Genomic DNA, 18,175 nt, shown 5'->3' on the forward strand with positions numbered 1-18,175 from the left:
GAGAGGAGCACATGTCCACACAGATTCAGGATCTGCCGGCGTTGGTCGATTCGGTGAAGGAGGATGTGGTCCGCTGGCGGCGGCACCTGCACATGAACCCGGAGCTGTCGTTCCAGGAGGAGAAGACCTCCCAGTTCGTGTACGACACGCTGGCGTCCTTCGGCGCCTTCGAGCTGTCGCGGCCGACCAAGACCAGCGTGGTGGCCCGGCTCATCGGCAGCCAGCCCGGACCCGTGCTCGCATTGCGTGCCGACATGGATGCACTGCCCATCACGGAGGAGAACACGTTCGAGTTTGTCTCCAAGAACCCGGGCGTGATGCACGCCTGCGGCCACGATGGCCACACGGCGATGCTCCTCGCGACGGCGAAGGTCCTGGCCGGGCTCAAGGATCGCATTCGCGGCGAGGTGCGCTTCTTCTTCCAGCACGCAGAGGAGCTGTTCCCGGGCGGCGCGGAGGAGATGGTCAAGGCGGGGGTCACCGATGGCGTGGACGCGGTGGTCGGCGCGCACCTGTGGGCGTCCGAGCGGGTCGGCAGGGTGCTCGTCAAGGCGGGTGCGCTGATGGCAGCTCCGGACGCCTTTTATATCACCATCAAGGGCAAGGGCGGCCACGCAGCGCATCCGAACGAGACGGTCGATCCGATTGTCATCGGGTCCCAAGTGGTCCTCAATCTGCAGCATATCGCCTCGCGCAATGTCGATCCGCTGGATCCCATCGTGGTCTCCGTCTGCCAGTTCCACGGCGGTACGGCTCACAACATCATCCCGAATACGGTGGAGCTCGTCGGCACCGTGCGCACCCTCAATCCGAAGTTGCGCGAGCGGGTGCCGGAGCTGATGGAACGCATCATTCGGGGCGTGACCTCGGCCCACGGGGCGGACTACGAGTTCCGCTACGAGAAGGGCTACCGCCCGGTGCTCAACGACGAGGCGGTCACCAGCAAGGTGCGCGAAGCGTTGCTCGAGGCCTTCGGTGACGACCTCGTCCAGGAGGCGACGCCGACCATGGGCGGCGAGGACTTCTCCGCCTTCCAGGCGGCGGTGCCGGGGACGTTCTTCTTCATCGGCGCGGGCAATCCGGACAAGGGCATCGTGTATCCGCATCACCATCCCCGCTTCACCATCGACGAGGACGCGCTGCCGGTGGGCGTCGCGGCGTTTGTGCAGATTGTCGCCAAGTTCAACGGACTGGCGTGACGATCCCGCCGCGGGCGCGGCGCGGTCGTCCGGTGTTTCGCCGCGGCCGCGCCGGCGGGCCGGTGGGCTGGCGGCGTGCGAGCAGCGGCGTCCAGCCCAGCCGCCGTCCAAGCGCGTCTGGTCCAGCGGGATCGAAGGAAAATAAGGAGGGATCGGTGTGAAGTGGCTCGCGGCGCTGCCGTTTCTGGCCTTGATTGTGGGGATGTTTTTCGCCAATCGCACCGAGCCGTACGTGCTCGGGATGCCGTTCATCCTGTTCTGGACCGTGTTGTGGGTGGTGTTGACGTCGGTCATCATGTTCATCGTGTACAGGACGGACCCGGTGAACCGAGGAGGTGACCGCTCGTGAACAGCGCCCTGATTGTGATCCTTCTGGTTCTTCTGTTGTCCATCTACCTCGGTGTACAGGCTCGCCGCGGCAAGACGATGAATCTGGAGCAATGGAGCACGGCTGGCCGCAGTTTCGGCACCCTGTTTGTGTTCCTGCTGTCGGCGGGCGAGATCTACACCACCTTCACCTTCCTCGGCGGCAGCGGCTGGGCGTACGGCAAGGGCGGCCCGACGTTCTACATTTTGTGGTACGGGGCGCTGGCGTACATCCTGTCGTACTGGCTTTTGCCCGCCATCTGGCGCTACGCGAAACAACACAACCTGCTGTCGCAATCGGACTTCTTCGTCGCGAAGTACAACAGCCCGGCGCTCGGGGTGCTCGTCTCTCTCATTGGCATCATCGCGATGATCCCGTATCTCGTGACACAGCTGAAGGGCCTCGGCGCCATCATGCAGATCGCCTCCTACGGCAGCATCTCGTCGACGCTGGCCGTGTGGATCGGCGTGATCGCGGTCACCATCTACGTCATGGCCTCCGGTGTGCACGGCACGGCGTGGACGGCGGTGCTGAAGGACGGCCTGGTACTGGTGGTCGTGGTGTTCCTCGGCATCTACCTGCCGGTGCACTACTACGGCGGTATCGGCCAGATGTTCCACGCGATTGACCAGGCGAAGCCCGGCTACCTGACGCTGCCGGCCAAGGGCAACAGCGTGTACTGGTTCATCTCGACGGTGCTGTTGACGGCCCTCGGCTTCTACACCTGGCCACACGCGTTCCAGGCGGTGTACACCGCGAAGAACGAGCAGACGTTCCGGCGCAACGCGATGGTGTTTCCGCTGTACCAGTTGATTCTGTTGTTCGTCTTCTTCGTCGGCTTCGCGGCCATCCTGACGGTGAAGCCGCCGCTGCAGGGTTCGGCGGGGGACAACTCGCTGTTGGTCCTGTCGGTGCAGACCTTCCCGAAATGGGTCGTCGGTCTCATTGGCGCGTCGGGCCTGTTGTGCGCGATTGTTCCCGGGTCGCTGCTGTTGACGACGAGCGCGACGATGATCTCGAAAAACCTGTACAAGGTCATCAATCCAAAGGCGTCCGATGAGAGCGTGTCCCGCCTGGCTCACTGTCTGGTGCCGGTGGTGGCCTTGATTGCCCTGTACTTCACGTTCAACGGCCAGAGTATCGTGGCGCTGCTGCTCATGGGCTACAGCCTGGTGACGCAGTTCTTCCCGGCCATCGTGTTCAGTTTCATGAAGCGCAATCCCATCACCAAGTGGGGCGCAATCTTTGGCATCCTGGCCGGCGAGCTGGTGGTCGCCTACACGACCATCACCAGCAAGACGGTGGGTCTCCTGCTGCCGTTCATGCCGCAGTGGGTGAAGGACCTGAACATCGGCATTGTGGCGATGGTGGTCAACCTGATCGTGACGTTCGCCGTGAGCGCGTTCACCCGAAGCGCCGGCGCACAGGCTCGGTCGGCGGTGAACGCGTAAGTTCAACCGGATTCTCAGTCAACGACGTAGAAACACCTCACCAGCTCTCACCCCCTCGGCCCTCCGACAGGAGGCACCGCACCGTCCACGGCCCGAGGGGGTGGTGCCGTCCTTCAGGCCCACTGTCCCACGGCATCTCCGTCCTCCAGCCGGATGGCCCTGGTCGATCCCGCGGTCTCCCCGGCATCCCCGTCCCAAATCCGGCGCATCTCAGCGCTGGTCGCCAGCAGCGTCTCCAGCGTGCCCTCCGCCTCCACGCGCCCGTCCTTCAGCAGAAGGACGCGATCCGCGCGCGCCAGTGCCGCCCGCCGATGCGACACGGCGATGCAGGTGATGTCCGGGCTGGCGAACAGACGGGTCCACAGCCGCTCCTCCGTCTCCACGTCGAGGGCGCTCGACAGATCATCGAAGATGAACAGCTCCGCTCCGGTCATGATCATCCGGGCGGCGGCCGCCCGCTGAATCTGTCCACCGGAGAGCATCACGCCGCGCGGCCCGACGTACGTGTCGAGGCCGTGTTCCAGCATCTCCACGTCGCGCTCGAGGACAGCCGCGCGCAGGACCTGGTCCATCCGCTCCGGGGTGGCTGGTCGTCCCAAGGTGATGTTGTCCTGCAGCGTGTCGCTGAACAGGCGCGGCACCTGCGGCGTGTAAGCGGCTCGCGGCGGCACCAGAAAGGCTGCGGGGTCCTGGACGGGGCGCCCGTTCCACCAGATCTGCCCGTCGTCCCTTGGCAGCAGTCCCAACAGCGCCCGCACCAGCGTCGACTTGCCCGATCCGATGCGGCCGGTGATGACCAGAAACTCTCCTCGCCGGATCTGGAAACTGATGTCGTGGATGCCGCGGCCGGACCCCGGATACCGGTAGGTGAGATGGGCGACGGCCAGCGTCTCCAGCCGATCCGCCGGCTCCAGCGCCGGCTCCTGCACTTCGGGCGGATCGGTGTACAGGTGGATGTCGGCGGGCTCCATCAGCCGGTCCGCCTCGCCAGGCCGGAATAGCATGGTCATCCGGTCGAGCGCCACGCGCAGCCGTTTGTGCTGGAAGACCATATATCCGAACAGCGAGATGCTGTTCGCGAGCCAAGCCAGGTAGGTCGTGAACAGGGCGAAGTCCCCCACGGTGAACCGCCCGGCTTGCATCTGCGCCGCGCTCACCAGCAGGATGGCACCGGTCGAGATGCTGAGCACGTGCTGGTTCAGCGACTGCACCCACTGCTTGAACAGGTTGTCCTTGAGCGCGGCCTGCCGCCGCTGTTCGTTGAGCTGGCGGAACCGTTGGAGCACATGCGCCTCGGCCCGCCCGAGCCGGATGGTCTGAACGCCACAGAAGATCTCCGCGATGAATCCGGTCACGCGGCCCGTCGCCTCGCGGTTGACGCGGCTGTACCGGCGGGCGCGGCGTCCGGTCAGGTTGTTCAATAGCGTCACCAACCCCAGCGGCAGGATGGCCACCAGGGTGACCCAGCCATTCACCCGCAGCATGATCCCCAATGAGATCACTGCGAAGGTGACAAAGCCCCAGAAGTCGGTCCACGACTCGACGTACTCGACGACCTCCTGCACATCGTCGCGAAAGCGCGTCATCGCCTCGCCCGGGGAGGCGGGGAGGTTGCGCCCCGGCCAGCGAAGAATTCCGGCCAGCAGGTTGCGGCGCAGGATGGCCTGCACGTGGTAGATGTGCGTCACCCACGTGTAAAAGGCGGCGAAGAACACGCCGGTCCGGATGAATCGCACGCCGAGGACCACCCACAGCGGCGCGGTGAGCCACCACAGGCTGTGGGAGCCGCCCGTGACGCGATCGAAGAACCACTGCATACCCAGCCCGATGACCACGGGCAGGCCGTGGAACGCCGTCCACAGGCAGGCGTCCACGATGTACAGCGTCAGCCGAAAGCGGAGCAGACGCGTGATGAATGAGGTGACCGTCATGCCCATTCCTCCTGTCGGTCCCTGCGCAGCAGGGCTGCGAAGTGAGAATTGGGATCGTCCGCCAACGCCGCCCGGTCACCGAATTCCAGGATGCGGCCCTGGCCGAGCACGAGGATCTTGTCGACCTTGGCGAGCGTCGAGAGTCGGTGGGCGATGACGATCCCGGTGCAGTGTTCCAGCAGGTGATCGATGGCGGCCTGGAGGGTCGCTTCCGTGGCGGGGTCGAGCCGGGACGACGGCTCATCGAGGATCACCAGGCTGGGTTTTGTCAGGAACACACGCGTCAGGGCGACCAGCTGGGCCTCGCCTGCCGACAGGGACGAGCCCCCGGCCGCCAGGCGGGTGTCGAGCCCCTCCGGCAGCCGCTCCAGCAACGGCCGCAGGCCGAGCCGGTCGACGACGGCGAGGATCTCTGCGTCCGGCACGCCGGGGTGGAACAGCGTCAGGTTGTCCCGCAGCGTCCCGTCGAACAGTTGCACGTCCTGCGTCACCATCCCGACCCGCCCGTACAGGGTGTCCAGACGCAGTTCGCGGATGTCCACGCCCCCGAGGCGGATGACGCCACTATCGAGGTTGTACAGCCTCAGCAGGAGCCGGCTGATGCTCGACTTCCCGCTGCCCGTGCGCCCGACGATGCCGAGCCGCTCCCCGGGTCTGAGCTCAAAGTGGATGTCGTGCAACACCGGTTCTCCCGGTTGGTAGCTGAAGTGCACGTGCTCGAACGCGACACCGAGGGGACCCTCGGGGAGATCGGTCCGTTCTCCTTCTTCGATCTCGCTGCGCATCGACAGCAGCTCCAGAGACCGGCGCAGGCCGGACTTCGCCCGCTGGTAGTCCTGCAGCTGATTCCCCAGCTGCTCAATCGGATCGTTCAACATCTGCGTGTACTGGTAGAACAGATAGAGGGTGCCGAGCGTCGCGCCCCCGGTCAGGTACAGGTGGACCCCCATCATCAGCACGCCGGTGACAGCCAACGCGTACAGGACCACGGTGACGTTCCACGGGATCACGCGCATCATCCAGGCTCTGCGGCCGGTCTGGAACACGTGGCGCATGGCCCGGTGGAACCGGTTCATCACGTACGGAACGGCGCCGCTCGTCTGCACGTCCTCGATGCCGGCGATCCGCTCCTCTATCAGGCCGAACAGCGCCGCGTTGGCCTGGCGCTCCGCCTGTGAAGCGGCCACGCCCACGTCGCGGATGCGGACCATGGCGGCGAGCGCCAGGAGGGTGAATGCCGTCATGATGGCGGCGATGGGCACGTTGCGCGCGAACATGATGCCGAGGATGCCCGCCAAGAGGACGGCGCTGCCGAACATCTGCACGATGAACATGGCGAAGAAGTTCGACATGTGGGTCACGTCCCCGTCGATGCGCTCCATCATCTCCCCGGGTGTCCGGAGATTGTGGAAGCGCATGTCCAGTCCGAGACAGTGCCGCAGCAGATCCGCCCGCAGTTGGTTGGTCGCGCGCCATGCCACGTCGTTGCCGAGGTAGCTGACGGCGACGCTCGTCAACTGCGTGCACACGGCGATGGCCAGATACGCCCCGGCGAGCCCCAGCAAGCGGGAGACGGGTCCGCCTCCGGCGGCCGTGTCGATGAAATGCTGCACCATCTGCGGGTTGGCGAGCTGCATCGCGGTCGTCAGCAGCAGCAGGGCGAGCAGCCCGGCCATCCGCCACTTGACCGGGAGGATGTAGCGCATCAGCCAGAGCATGGATCGCTGAGGGTGAGACTTCACGGTAGAACAAGCCTCCTTTACACGCAAAAAGCCGCGGACGGGCTTGCATCCGCGGCTTCGCGTACGGGGTGCTCCGGAGAGGCCTGGAGGGCGCAAAAAAACTCCAGGCTCACCGCCTGGAGTCGAGTGTGCTCACGAAGAATACATCAAGGGATCAGCACATCCGCACCACGAGGTCAGCCGTCGCATGCAAGCCGATTCGGTTCGCTGAGGCAATTCCGAAACGCTGACGCACGGGGCGTGACCTCCTCTGAAACAGTGAAAAAGTGGATTGCGGAATGCGATAGGCTGACTATACCATGGAAAAAATACCGTGTCAATCCCATTTGTCGGTCTATTGGCGATCAGAGTCTAAGTCCACGATGCCTCCGGACCGTCCGGGAACCCGGCATCCTGCCAACGCCACAAGATACGCGAGCTGGTGGATGCTCCGATGCATCCGGCAGTCAGGACACTCCGAACGTGTTCAGGGGTTGAGAGCAGTCCTCCTGCGATGATGGGCGTATGGCGAGAGGGTTTGAGCAAGTGCATCACGTGCGGGATGACCAACCCAGGCAGGACCTCGATGGCGTCCGGGCGAGAATCCTGGAGCATTTTCAAGGTTTGATCGATGGAAACCGAATCGAGGATGAAGGTGCGCTGAACGGCGATGAGGCCGTGCTGCTTCGCGGCAGCGATCAGACTGGTCCGCGTGGTGACGACGCCATCCACGCCAATGGTCTCGGCCAGGTAACGGATGCCCGAAGTGTCGCGTGCAATCCCGGTCATGAGGTCGAGGTGGACGAAGCTCAGTTTACCTGCCGCGTGCAGGCGTTCCACGGTTCCGGCCAGGGTGAGGATGTCGGCGCCCAGCAGAAACGCGACGTTGGCAGAGGAGGACAGGGCATCGGTCAGATCGGCATCACGGGTGATGGCGGTGACGATCGGTTTTTTGCGCAGCGCATAGGAGATCGTGTCGATGGCGCTTCCCCTCCTCTGGAATGAACAGGTGTGTCGCAGTGGGCGGTTGAGTGGATGGTATCGTTTTGATTGTACATGAAACGCAGGGGGTGCATGAAACGCAAGAGCTGTGTGAGGATGAGCGAATCCCATTGTTGCGGCCATCCGACGGGTTGCATTCGCTTTCATTTGATGTTATATATTATCGCATCTTCAGTTTTCGGTATGGGTCGGAGACGAAGAGATTCCCGTACTGCCAGCCGCATCGGCGGGATGGCTGCGATGGGAGGTCTCTTTGTTTTTATTTATTTCGGTCTCCGGTACGAACGGCGGGGGAGAAGCGACATGAACGACCTGCTGGCCGTCGCGCTGGTCATGGGGTTCACCGTCCTGTGCGGGTTCAATGACGGGGGAAACCTGTTGGCGACGTTCTTAAATACCCGGGTGATGCACGCCACCATCGTGTTGGGGATCATCCTGGCGGGGGTGCTTCTGGCACCGTTTCTCCTCGGCACGGCGGTGGCGACGACGATTGGCACGCGCATCGTCGACATTCGTCAGGCGGGTGTCGATGTGCTCAACGTCAGCCTGGCCGCGACGCTGGTCACGCTGTTGGTCTGCTGGCGGCTCAAGGTGCCCACGAGCACCTCGTTTGCGCTCGTCGGTGGCTTGAGCGGTTCAGGCCTGGCCATGTTGGGGCCACACGCCGTGGTGTGGTGGGGGCTCTTGCAGGTGGGCCTGTCGCTGGTCCTTGCGGTCGTCCTGGGTGGCCTCGCGGGGTATCTGACATACTATGGCTTGTATTTCCTCCTCCGCCTCGCCTCGGCACGCCTGGGGAGGCGCGTGGGGTATCTGCAGTACGTGTCCGCCCTGATGCTGTGCATCGGCTACGGGGCCAATGACGCGGAAAAGTCGGTCGGCCTCCTGGCCACCGTGAACGCGGTCGCCCATCACGAGCCGTTTCGCGTCACCCCATGGATGGTCGTCGTGCCGGGGATCGTGTTTTTCATCGGGCTTCTGTGGGGCGGCTGGCGCGTCGCCCGATCCGTCGGTTTTCACGTCTTCCGGGCCCGCCCGGTGCATTCGTTCGCCACGCAGGTGGCGTCGGCCGCCGTTGTGATCGGGGCGTCCGCGCTCGGCGGTCCGGTCAGCAGCACGCAGACCATCGACAGCGCCCTGGTCGGCGTCGGCGTGTGCGCGGGCAAAGAGCGCATCCGTTGGTCGTTTGTCCGGCGCATGCTGGTGGTGTGGGGCGTGACCATGCCGTTGGCGTTCGTGGTGGCGGTGGTGCTGGCACTTCTGTGTAAGGCGGGTGGTGTCATGTGAAACGATTGAAAGAAATCCTGCTGCCGCGAGAAAACCGGTTCGTGCAGTATCTCATCCAGCAGGCGGAAGTGACCGTGCAAGGGGTGCGCGTGCTTCACCGGTTTGTCACCGAGCGCCCGCAGGGGGAGGACCGCGACGAGCAGATTGCGCGCATGAGTGACTTGGAGAAACAGGGAGACGACATCCGCCGGCTCATCATCCAGGAGCTGTTGGACACGTTTGTCACGCCCATCGACCGCGAGGACATCTACAACCTGTCGCGCAGCGTCGACGATATCCTCGACTACGCGGATTCGACGGTCAAGGAGCTGGTGCTGTGGGAGGTCAACCCCACCCCGGAGATGGTGGAGATGGTCGCCACCTTGTACGACGGGGTGCTCGCGTTGCGCGAGGCGATTCAATACATGGTGGATGAACCGCGCCGCGCAGTGCAACACATCGTCGCCGCCAAAAAGGCGGAGAATCGCATCGAGGATTTGTATCGGCGAGCCAACGCCGACCTGTTCCATCTCACCGACATGCACCACATCTTCAAAGTTCGTGAGGTCTACCGCCATCTGAGCAACAGCGCAGACCGTGCCGACGAAGCGGCGGACGTGATTGGTTCGATTGTGATCAAGGGGAATGTGTGAGCGGTGGGTTCAGACAGACGATGGGCGAGACCTCTTGAGAAATTCATACGTAGTCTATATAATCTGTCTTGAAAGCGCAGTCATCTACGCAGGTCATCATCTGAGGGCAATCGTTCCTGGAGATGGAGAGTAGGGACGACCACCGGTGCGTGTGATGTCCGCATGGTCCAAGGACATCCTACGGTTGGTTCGTCCCTGTTTGCATTTCCTGGTGAAGGTCTGATTTCACGCAAGGTTTGTCGGGGCTTTACAGAGAGTTCACACGGATCCTCTACAGTATTCAGTATGGGGCATGGTTTTCTTGGCTTGGACAGCGGATGAGTACGCTTCAATTTGTTGGACAGTGGGGGAAAAGCCATGCAGACTGCGGTGTCGAATACCACAATTCCAATGCCGCCACGCAGGCGCACGAAGGAAGTGATGGCGTTCCTGCAAGCGTCTCCGTTTTTGTTGCCTGCACTGCTCCTGTTCACGGTTTTCTTTTTCTACCCGATTGTCAAGGTCGTCTATCTCAGCCTTTACCTGACCAACAGCAAGGGTGTGGCCAAGCACTTCGTCGGCATGCAACAGTATGTCGAACTGTTCACTTCTCCGGATTTTATCCAGAGCCTGAGAGTGACGCTGGAGTTTGTCTTGTTGACCGTGATTCCCGGGGTCTTCATCGCGCTCCTGTTGGCTCTGTTGCTGGAAAAGCAGATACGTGGCCTGTCCGTATTTCAAACCATCATTTTTTCGCCCATCAGCATGTCTGTGGCCGCGGTGTCGACCATCGGTCTGATGGCGTTCAATCCCAGCGTGAGTCTGTTGAACTGGATCTTGTCCAAACTGTTCGGTATTCCGAACATCAACTGGTTGAACGGGTCTTGGACGGCGCTCCTGGCGATTTCCATCGTGACCATTTGGATGAACCTCGGCTTCAGCACCATCGTGTTGCTGGGGGCTTTGCGCAACGTCTCTCAAGAACTGTATGACAGCGCTCGGGTGGATGGAGCGAATTACTTGCAGCGGTTGTGTTACATCACCATTCCATCGATCTCGCCCACGTTGTTCTTCGTGTTCGTGGTGTCGATGATCGGGTCCTTTCAGACCTTCGGGCAGGTCAACATTTTGACCCAGGGTGGCCCGGCAGGCAGCACGAACCTTGTGGTGTATTCCATTTACCGCAACGCGTTCTTCAATTTCCAATACGGTTTGGCGTCCGCGCAAGCCGTGGTCCTGTTCATCATCGTCCTGGTCCTCACATTGCTGCAGTTCCTCGTCGTGGAAAGGAGGGTGCATTACTCGTGAAGGAGAATCGGGTGCTGCTCGTGATTCGGTACATCCTTTTGATAATCGCGTCGCTGGTGGTGTTGTTTCCGATATTATACAGTTTGTTAATCAGCTTGGAGACTTCGAACCACGTGTCGACGTATCCTCCGCAGCTGTGGCCGCATCCATTTCACTTTGCCAGTTATGCAGAGGCGTTGCAGGCTGCTCCGTTGGGCCGGTTTTTGCTGAACAGTTTCATCATGTCCGCCATCATCGTGTGTGGTCAAATCGTCACGTCCCTGCTCGCCGCGTATGCCTTTGTGTACCTTCGTTTTCGGGGCAGAGACGTCATGTTCCTGGTGTTTCTCGCCACCATGATGATACCGACCGAGGTGACGATGATTCCAAACTACATGACCATACGGGCGCTCGGATGGCTCGATACGTTCGCCGGCCTGACGGTTCCCTTTCTGGCCAATGCTTTCGGCATCTTCTTGCTGCGCCAATACCTGTTGCAGTTACCTTACGAACTGTTTGAGGCCGCGAAGATGGATGGGGCGAGTCAATGGCGGTTTCTGATCAGCGTGGTCGTTCCCCTGTCGCGCCCGATTCTCGCGACGCTGGCTGTGTACGTGTTCCTGCAGTCCTGGAACATGTATCTGTGGCCGCTGTTGACGACCAACTCGACCTCCATGCGCACCGTTCAGGTCGGACTTGGGATGCTGCAAAACCAGGACGCACTCTCGTGGAATCTGACGATGGCGGGAGTGGTGATCATCTCGCTTCCGACGTTGATTCTGTTGTTCTTCGCACAGAAACACCTTGTGAAGGGTCTGACCGCTGGTGCTGTCAAGGGTTGACGTTCGCCGTGCGCGTGACGGCGCGCGTCACCTGTGACATAGATGGAACCATTTCGGGGTTCTTGATGACAAAGGGGGATGTGAGATGGAACGAAACCAGGACGCGTCGCGCCGGCCGTGGGTCCACAAGACCGCCACGTGGACTGCCGCTGCCACCTTGAGCTTGACGGCGCTGTTGGCCGGTTGCGGTGGGGGCAACACGGGGAACACCGAGAATGCCGCCGGTGGCGGGGGCGGAACCAACAACGGTGTGATCGAGCTGAAATTGTGGCACGCCATGGGCGGAGTCCCTGGTCAGGCGCTGCAGCACATCGTCGATGATTTCAACAAGTCGCACCCCAATATTCACGTGACGGCCGTCTATCAAGGCCAGTATGACGACGAGTTCAACAAGTGGAAGGCGACGCAGGGGCAAGGTGGCAAGGACGGCCCAAACATCATGCAGGTGTACGACATCGGAACCAAGTTCATGATTGACTCACAGGATATCGTTCCGATGCAGGACTTCATTGATCAAAGTCACTTCGACATCTCTCAGCTCGAGCCAAACATTCTAGGGTATTACAGTGTCGGTGGGAAGCTGTACTCGATGCCGTTCAACTCTTCCCAGCCTGTGTTGTACTACAACAAGGAAATGTTTAAGGACGCAGGCATCACAGAGCCGCCTAAGACGTACGATGAGGTGTTGGCCGACGCCAAAAAGCTGACGAAGAAAGGCCCGGATGGCAAGGTGACCGTGTATGGCATTGGTTTGGCCACATACGGTTGGTTCTTCGAACAGATGTTGGCCACCCAGGGTGCGTACTACGTTGATCACGACAATGGCCGGACCGGCACGGCAACGCAAGCGGTCTTCAATGGTCCTGAAGGGCTGAAGATCGTGAATTGGTGGAAGTCGTTGTACGACGCGGGCGTCGACCTGAACCTGGGCTCCGTCACCTCCCAGACGCAGAATGCGTTCCTGGCAGGGAAATGTGCCATGATCATCGACTCGTCCGGAATTTACGGAAACCTGGTGAAAGGCGCCAAGGGCAAGTTCGAGGTCGGCATCGGGCCGCTGCCTCGGCCCGCGGGAGCGACAGGAGGGACCATCATCGGCGGCGGTTCCCTCTGGATCACCAAGGATCAGTCCAAAGAGCAACAGGAGGCCGCATGGGAGTTCGTGAAGTTTGCGGCTTCGCCCCAGGAGCAGGCATACTGGACGGAGACCACTGGATACTTCCCGATCACGAAGGCGGTGTATGATGATCCAGGGTTCAAGGACTGGCTCAAGCAGTATCCGGACTTCCAGGTAGCGGTTGACCAACTGCACAGTTCGAAGCTGACCTATGCGACACAGGGTGGCCTGATGGGAGTCTTCCCGCAGGCACGGCAGATTGTCCAGGATATGCTGCAGGCGGTACTGCTCGGGAAGCAGCAGCCGCAACCCGCGTTGGATGACGCGGCCAAGAAGGTCACCGACGCCATCAAGAACTACAATTTGACGGTCGGCTGATTCATCATGCCATCGACAACTTCATACCGCATACGGTCTTGAGACGAGGAGACGACCACCGCAGGAATGCGACGCATTCACGGTGGTCGTTTTCCTTGCACCCGCAGCGGAGGAGACTTCGACGGACACAACACGGTGAGACAGAAAACGTGTGGGAGAGATGAAAAGATGGCAGCACGCGCCAAACGTATGTCGGCGTTGTCGCGCCCATTGATTTTGCGAGAGATGACGGAGGAGCCCCTGGATCTCCTGATCATTGGCGGAGGCATCACGGGCGCAGGCATCGCGCTCGACGCCGTCGACCGGGGTTTGCGCGTGGGACTCGTCGAGAAACAGGACTTCGCCGAGGGCACGAGCAGTCGTTCGACCAAATTGATCCATGGCGGGCTGCGGTACCTGAAACAGGGTGAGATCGGGTTGGTGCGCGAGGTCGGACGCGAGCGGGCGATCTTGCATCGAAATGCTCGCCATCTCGTGATCCCGGAGAAGATGCTCCTGCCTATCATCCGGGGTGGGAGCTACGGGAGACTCGCGACGTCGTTTGGCTTGTGGCTTTACGACCGACTGGCGGGTGTGCACCGAAATGAGCGGCGTGTCATGTTGACCAAAGCGGAAACGTTGGTCGCGGAACCCCTCCTGGCTCCCGACGGCCTGCGCGGCGGCGGTCTGTACTATGAATACCGCACCGATGACGCCAGACTGACGATTGAAGTCCTGAAGACAGCCGCCCACCTGGGCGCCCTGTGCGTGAATCACGCGGAGGCCGTCGAATTGTGGTACCGGGATGGGCGTGTCGCTGGCGCGATCGTGCGGGATCGTCTGACGGGAGAGAACCACCGCGTGATGGCGAAGAAGGTGGTGAATGCCGCGGGACCCTGGGTGGATCATCTGCGCCGTGCGGATCGGTCCTTGACCGGCAAGCGTCTGCACTTGACCAAAGGTGTGCACATCGTGGTTCCTAGAAATCGGATGCCTGTCCGTCAGTCGGTGTATTTCGACGTGGATGACGGCCGAATGGTGTTTGCCATCCCACGGGGTGAGGTCACCTATATTGGCACGACGGACACGGATTATGAGGGGCCGCTGGAGGACCCTCCGGTGCTCAGGGAAGACGTGGTCTACCTGCTGCGTGCCGTGAATCACATGTTCCCGAGTGTCCATCTCGGCCTGGAGGACGTTCGTTCCAGTTGGGCGGGCCTCCGTCCGCTGATCCATGAAGACGGCAAATCACCCTCCGAACTGTCGCGGAAGGATGAGATCTTCCTGTCAGCGTCCGGGTTGCTCAGCATCGCGGGGGGCAAGTTGACCGGTTACCGGAAAATGGCGGAGCGCGTGGTGGATCTGGTGATGCGAGAACTCGGCCGCGAGGAAGGGCGGGCGTTTCAGCCCTGCCGGACCGACCGCATCGTTCTGTCCGGTGGTGATGCGGGGGAGGAGGAGATGCTCGCGCACATGCGTCGCGCTTGCACCGTGAATCCGATTCGCGGCGAAATCGACAGTGCGATGCGGTCGCTCTATCACAAGTACGGCGCTCATGCGGACATCGTCTGGACCAGGGCGCTGGAGATGGCGGATTCGGATGCGTGGGAGGACATTCGCACGGCGGTCGTCCTGGCGGAGTTTGAGTACTGCGTACAGGAGGAAATGGTGACCGATCTCAATGACTTCCTGATCCGTCGAACTGGGCGTCTGTTCTTTGAACGGGAAGATGTGGCGCGTTGGCTGCCGAGCCTCACGCGCTTTGCCACTGACGTGCTCGGCTGGAGTCCGGAGGAAGTTCAGCATCAGGTGGAGAAATGGAATCAAGCGTCTTGTGCTGCTGTGGCGTTCAAGAGTTCTGGAGAATCAAAGAATCAGGAGAGACGGATATGACCGACACGCTGATCCTGGGGCATCGCGGTTGGAGTGCGCGCTACCCTGAGAACACCCTCTTGGCGTTCCGCCGGGCCCTGGACCTGGGTTGCGACGGACTGGAATTTGACGTGCAGCTGACGGCAGACGAAGTTCCAGTCATCCTGCACGATCCGACGGTCGATCGTACCACCGATGGTACCGGCCGCGTGGCCGACCTGACGTTCGCTGAGCTGCGCCGCCTGAACGCGGCAGCCCGGTTCGTCGGGGAGCACAGCGGGGAGGCGCAGCCCATCCCGGTGTTGGACGAAGTGCTTGACCTCGCTTATGCCCAATACCCGGGCGGCTTTTACAACGTGGAACTCAAAGTCTACGACGGCGACGGCCGTGCGTTGGTGGACCGCGTCGTGCCGATGGTCCTGGCCCATCCCCTGGCATCGCGGATTCTCTTTTCATCGTTCCACCACGGGTGCTTGGAGTACTTGAAGTCGCGCCATCCCGAGGCGGAAATTGGCCTGTTGTACGAGGGGCCTGTGCAGGAGCCGTGGCGTCGGGCGAAAGACCTGGGTGCCTATTCGGTCAACCTGGACCATCGATTTGCGGCGGACGTGGTCGCGGAGTGCCAAGCGCAGGGTGTGCGGGTGTGCGTGTGGACCGTGGATCCCCCGGATCGCATCCGCGCGTTTCTGCGCCAGGGGGTCGACATCCTGATCTCCAATCAACCGGACGTAGCGCTGCAGGTGAGCAAGGAGGGGTGAACATGAGCGCGTGTACGCACGTATTGGCCATCGACCAGGGTACGACCAGCACGCGTGCGATTCTGTTCGATCACGATGGAGCCATCGTGGCGATGGCGCAGCAGGAGTTCGCGCAGCACTACCCCCAGCCGGGTTGGGTGGAGCACGACCCTGAGGAGATCTGGCAGACCACCCTTCATGTGGTCCGCAGGGTCTTGGCGGATGCGTGCGTACCACCCGCACAGGTGGCGGCCATCGGCATCACGAATCAACGTGAGACGACCGTGGTGTGGGAGCGTGACAGCGGACGTCCGGTCTACCCGGCCATCGTGTGGCAAAGCCGCCAGACGGCCGACATCTGCCGCCGCTTGCAGGAGGCCGGCCACGAGCCGTTCATCCGGGAAAGAACCGGCCTCGTGGTGGACGCCTACTTCTCCGCCAGCAAGGTCCAGTGGATCCTCGATCACGTCTCCGGCGCGCGGGAGCGGGCGGCCAACGGCGAACTGTTGTTCGGCACCATCGACACCTGGTTGGTGTGGAAGCTCAGCGGAGGAAAGGTGCATGTGACCGACTACTCCAACGCGTCGCGCACGATGCTGTTCAACATCCACGACCTGTGCTGGGACGACGATCTGCTCGGGCTGTTCGGCGTGCCGGCGGCGATGCTGCCGCAGGTGCGGCCTTCCAGTGAGGTGTACGCGCACACCGACCCTGCCTTGTTCGACGGCGTGTCGATCCCGATCGCAGGGATCGCCGGGGACCAACAGGCGGCCCTGTTCGGCCAGGTTTGCTTCTCCCCTGGTCTGGCGAAGAACACGTACGGGACGGGCTGCTTTCTCCTGATGAACACCGGCGAGCGGCCCATGGCTTCCAGCCACGGCCTGCTCACCACCATTGCCTGGGGTGTGGGCGGCCGGGTGGAGTATGCCCTCGAGGGAAGCGTATTCATCGCGGGGGCGGCGGTGCAGTGGCTGCGTGACGGGCTGCGCGTGATCAACACGGCGGCCGAGTCGGAGCGGTACGCACAGCGCGTTCCCTCGTCTGACGGCGTGTACGTGGTGCCCGCGTTCGTCGGACTCGGGGCCCCCTACTGGGATATGGAAGCGCGCGGGGCGGTGTTCGGACTGACCCGGGGCACCACGAGGGAGCACCTCGTGCGCGCCACGCTGGAGTCCATCGCCTATCAGTCCAGAGACGTGCTGGAGGCGATGGAGCGCGATGCCGGCGTGCGGCTGTCCGCGTTGCGCGCGGACGGAGGCGCGGCCGCCAACCGTTTCCTGATGCAGTTTCAGGCGGATGTGCTCGGGGTGCCGGTCGAGGTGCCCAAGGTCACGGAGACCACCGCACTCGGCGCGGCGTACCTGGCCGGGCTGGCGGTCGGCTTCTGGGAGAGTCAGGCGGAAATCCAGCGCAATTGGGGTTTGGATGAACGGTACATGCCGAGGATGGCGCAGGACGAGCGGGATCGTCTGTACGCGGGATGGAAGGACGCGGTGGCTCGCACCATCGGGCGGCCCAACCGTTGAAGGGAGGGCGGCGATGCTCGCCATCAATCTGTCGACTTTGATGACCACGCCGTTGGAGGAAGGTTTACGGGCGGCGTCCGATGCGGGGTTTCCGTGCGTCGAATTGCGCATCCCCCATCTGGAAGCCTATCTGAGCGGGCGGACGTTCCGTGATCTGCTGGAGCTCGTGGAGCGTACCGGGGTGAAGGTCTTATCCATCAACGCGGTCGAACGGTTCAACACGGAAGATGACCGGGAATTTGCTGATTTGTTGGACCAGGTGCGCCGCTGGGCTGAGGTGGCGGACGGTCTCGGCTGCCCGTTCTTGATCTGCGTGCCTCAACCTGAGACGGCGGCTTGGGACGAGGTGAAACCCCGCACGGTTCGGCGGCTTGCACAGGTGGCGCGCGTGATGCGGTCCTTTCGCGTTCGTCCGCTGTTGGAGTTCATTGGCTTTCCGGCGTTTCCACTGTGTACGCTCGGACGCGCCGCAGAGGTCGTCGAGGGGGTCGCCGAGGAGACGGGGGAACGGTTGGGACTGGTGCTGGACACGTTCCATCATGCCCTGTCTGGCACCGCAGATGTACCGCTGACGCCGGAGATGGTGCGAAGGGTGGCGCTGGTGCACCTGGACGATGTGGAGGACGTGCCGAAAGGGGTCAGGCGCACGGATGAACACAGGGTGCTGCCGGGGGACGGCGTGGGGAGACTGCCTGACGTGGTGCGCTCTCTGCAAGCCGGCGGGTATCGCGGGGCGTACAGCGTGGAGTTGTTTCGACCGGAATACTGGCGGATGCCGGCGGCGGACGTGGCTCGCCAGGCGTACGAGGCGGCCCGGCGGGTCGTCCTCGGGCCGTGACGGAAGGGGCTGCGTCGCCCAAGGCCGGCGTCT

General features: G+C 62.3%; 15 protein-coding genes. 12 read left to right on the forward strand and 3 right to left on the reverse strand.

Going from position 1 to position 18,175, the window contains the following annotated elements; all coding sequences use genetic code 11:
* Positions 1 to 11 precede the first annotated feature (11 nt).
* The 3 genes from N687_RS0115870 to N687_RS0115880 all read left to right on the forward strand — a co-directional run bounded on the left by N687_RS0115870 (position 12) and on the right by N687_RS0115880 (position 3,017).
* The gene (locus N687_RS0115870; protein ID WP_029422792.1) at positions 12 to 1,199 is read left to right on the forward strand and encodes a M20 family metallopeptidase; all 1,188 of its coding nucleotides are present in this window, start codon (positions 12 to 14) and stop codon (positions 1,197 to 1,199) included.
* A 151-nt stretch (positions 1,200 to 1,350) separates the two neighbouring features.
* Positions 1,351 to 1,548 (forward strand): DUF3311 domain-containing protein, encoded by a 198-nt coding sequence (locus N687_RS0115875; RefSeq protein WP_419670161.1) that lies wholly within the window; start codon positions 1,351 to 1,353, stop codon positions 1,546 to 1,548.
* Positions 1,545 to 3,017, forward strand: a complete 1,473-nt coding sequence (locus tag N687_RS0115880) for a sodium:solute symporter family protein (protein WP_029422794.1) — start codon at positions 1,545 to 1,547, stop codon at positions 3,015 to 3,017. Before N687_RS0115875 ends, N687_RS0115880 begins: the two co-directional genes overlap by 4 nt.
* A 113-nt stretch (positions 3,018 to 3,130) precedes the next feature.
* On the opposite strand, the gene N687_RS0115885 is transcribed toward N687_RS0115880, so the two are convergent.
* The 3 genes from N687_RS0115885 to N687_RS0115895 all read right to left on the reverse strand — a co-directional run bounded on the left by N687_RS0115885 (position 3,131) and on the right by N687_RS0115895 (position 7,782).
* Positions 3,131 to 4,948 (reverse strand): ABC transporter ATP-binding protein, encoded by a 1,818-nt coding sequence (locus N687_RS0115885; RefSeq protein ID WP_029422795.1) that lies wholly within the window; start codon positions 4,946 to 4,948, stop codon positions 3,131 to 3,133.
* On the reverse strand, positions 4,945 to 6,690 hold the full coding sequence (locus tag N687_RS0115890; RefSeq protein WP_231493506.1) for an ABC transporter ATP-binding protein: 1,746 nt from the start codon (positions 6,688 to 6,690) through the stop codon (positions 4,945 to 4,947). Before N687_RS0115890 ends, N687_RS0115885 begins: the two co-directional genes overlap by 4 nt.
* Before the next feature lie 351 nt (positions 6,691 to 7,041).
* A complete protein-coding gene (locus N687_RS0115895) occupies positions 7,042 to 7,782 on the reverse strand; it encodes a glycerol-3-phosphate responsive antiterminator (protein WP_081841479.1) in 741 nt (246 codons plus the stop codon).
* A gap of 192 nt (positions 7,783 to 7,974) precedes the next feature.
* Here N687_RS0115895 and N687_RS0115900 point away from each other — a divergent pair, with 192 nt between their 5' ends.
* The 9 genes from N687_RS0115900 (at position 7,975) to N687_RS0115940 (ending at position 18,142) form a co-directional block, all read left to right on the forward strand.
* Entirely contained in the window at positions 7,975 to 8,955 is a 981-nt protein-coding gene (locus N687_RS0115900) for an inorganic phosphate transporter (protein WP_035462417.1), read from the forward strand.
* Complete coding sequence (locus N687_RS0115905; protein WP_029422799.1) at positions 8,952 to 9,587, forward strand: DUF47 domain-containing protein; 636 nt, start codon at positions 8,952 to 8,954, stop codon at positions 9,585 to 9,587. Before N687_RS0115900 ends, N687_RS0115905 begins: the two co-directional genes overlap by 4 nt.
* A gap of 357 nt (positions 9,588 to 9,944) precedes the next feature.
* A complete protein-coding gene (locus N687_RS0115910) occupies positions 9,945 to 10,874 on the forward strand; it encodes a carbohydrate ABC transporter permease (protein ID WP_029422800.1) in 930 nt (309 codons plus the stop codon).
* Positions 10,871 to 11,695: a carbohydrate ABC transporter permease gene (locus N687_RS0115915; protein WP_051663340.1), complete on the forward strand. Its 825-nt coding sequence runs from the start codon at positions 10,871 to 10,873 to the stop codon at positions 11,693 to 11,695. The genes N687_RS0115910 and N687_RS0115915 overlap by 4 nt, the downstream gene beginning before the upstream one ends.
* Positions 11,696 to 11,780: 85 nt before the next feature.
* Positions 11,781 to 13,190: an ABC transporter substrate-binding protein gene (locus N687_RS0115920; protein WP_051663341.1), complete on the forward strand. Its 1,410-nt coding sequence runs from the start codon at positions 11,781 to 11,783 to the stop codon at positions 13,188 to 13,190.
* A gap of 168 nt (positions 13,191 to 13,358) precedes the next feature.
* Positions 13,359 to 15,062 (forward strand): glycerol-3-phosphate dehydrogenase/oxidase, encoded by a 1,704-nt coding sequence (locus tag N687_RS0115925; protein WP_051663342.1) that lies wholly within the window; start codon positions 13,359 to 13,361, stop codon positions 15,060 to 15,062.
* Positions 15,059 to 15,799, forward strand: coding sequence for a glycerophosphodiester phosphodiesterase (locus N687_RS0115930; protein ID WP_029422804.1), 741 nt, complete (start codon positions 15,059 to 15,061; stop codon positions 15,797 to 15,799). The genes N687_RS0115925 and N687_RS0115930 overlap by 4 nt, the downstream gene beginning before the upstream one ends.
* Before the next feature lie 2 nt (positions 15,800 to 15,801).
* A complete protein-coding gene (gene glpK / locus N687_RS0115935) occupies positions 15,802 to 17,304 on the forward strand; it encodes a glycerol kinase GlpK (RefSeq protein ID WP_029422805.1) in 1,503 nt (500 codons plus the stop codon).
* 13 nt (positions 17,305 to 17,317) lie between these two features.
* Positions 17,318 to 18,142 carry a sugar phosphate isomerase/epimerase family protein gene (locus N687_RS0115940; RefSeq protein ID WP_029422806.1) on the forward strand — a complete coding sequence of 275 codons (825 nt, stop codon included), beginning with the start codon at positions 17,318 to 17,320 and terminating at the stop codon, positions 18,140 to 18,142.
* The last annotated feature ends 33 nt before the right edge of the window (positions 18,143 to 18,175 follow it).

The organism is Alicyclobacillus macrosporangiidus CPP55 (genome assembly GCF_000702485.1).
GTDB lineage: Bacteria > Bacillota > Bacilli > Alicyclobacillales > Alicyclobacillaceae > Alicyclobacillus_H > Alicyclobacillus_H macrosporangiidus_B.

Coding starts and splice junctions, on each gene's coding strand:
- N687_RS0115870 (WP_029422792.1), top strand. CDS start 12: ATGTCCACACAGATTCAGGATCTGCCGGCGTTGGTCGATTCGGTGAAG.
- N687_RS0115885 (WP_029422795.1), bottom strand. CDS start 4,948: ATGACGGTCACCTCATTCATCACGCGTCTGCTCCGCTTTCGGCTGACG.
- N687_RS0115895 (WP_081841479.1), bottom strand. CDS start 7,782: ATGGGATTCGCTCATCCTCACACAGCTCTTGCGTTTCATGCACCCCCT.
- N687_RS0115900 (WP_035462417.1), top strand. CDS start 7,975: ATGAACGACCTGCTGGCCGTCGCGCTGGTCATGGGGTTCACCGTCCTG.
- N687_RS0115910 (WP_029422800.1), top strand. CDS start 9,945: ATGCAGACTGCGGTGTCGAATACCACAATTCCAATGCCGCCACGCAGG.
- N687_RS0115920 (WP_051663341.1), top strand. CDS start 11,781: ATGGAACGAAACCAGGACGCGTCGCGCCGGCCGTGGGTCCACAAGACC.
- N687_RS0115925 (WP_051663342.1), top strand. CDS start 13,359: ATGGCAGCACGCGCCAAACGTATGTCGGCGTTGTCGCGCCCATTGATT.
- N687_RS0115930 (WP_029422804.1), top strand. CDS start 15,059: ATGACCGACACGCTGATCCTGGGGCATCGCGGTTGGAGTGCGCGCTAC.
- glpK (WP_029422805.1), top strand. CDS start 15,802: ATGAGCGCGTGTACGCACGTATTGGCCATCGACCAGGGTACGACCAGC.
- N687_RS0115940 (WP_029422806.1), top strand. CDS start 17,318: ATGCTCGCCATCAATCTGTCGACTTTGATGACCACGCCGTTGGAGGAA.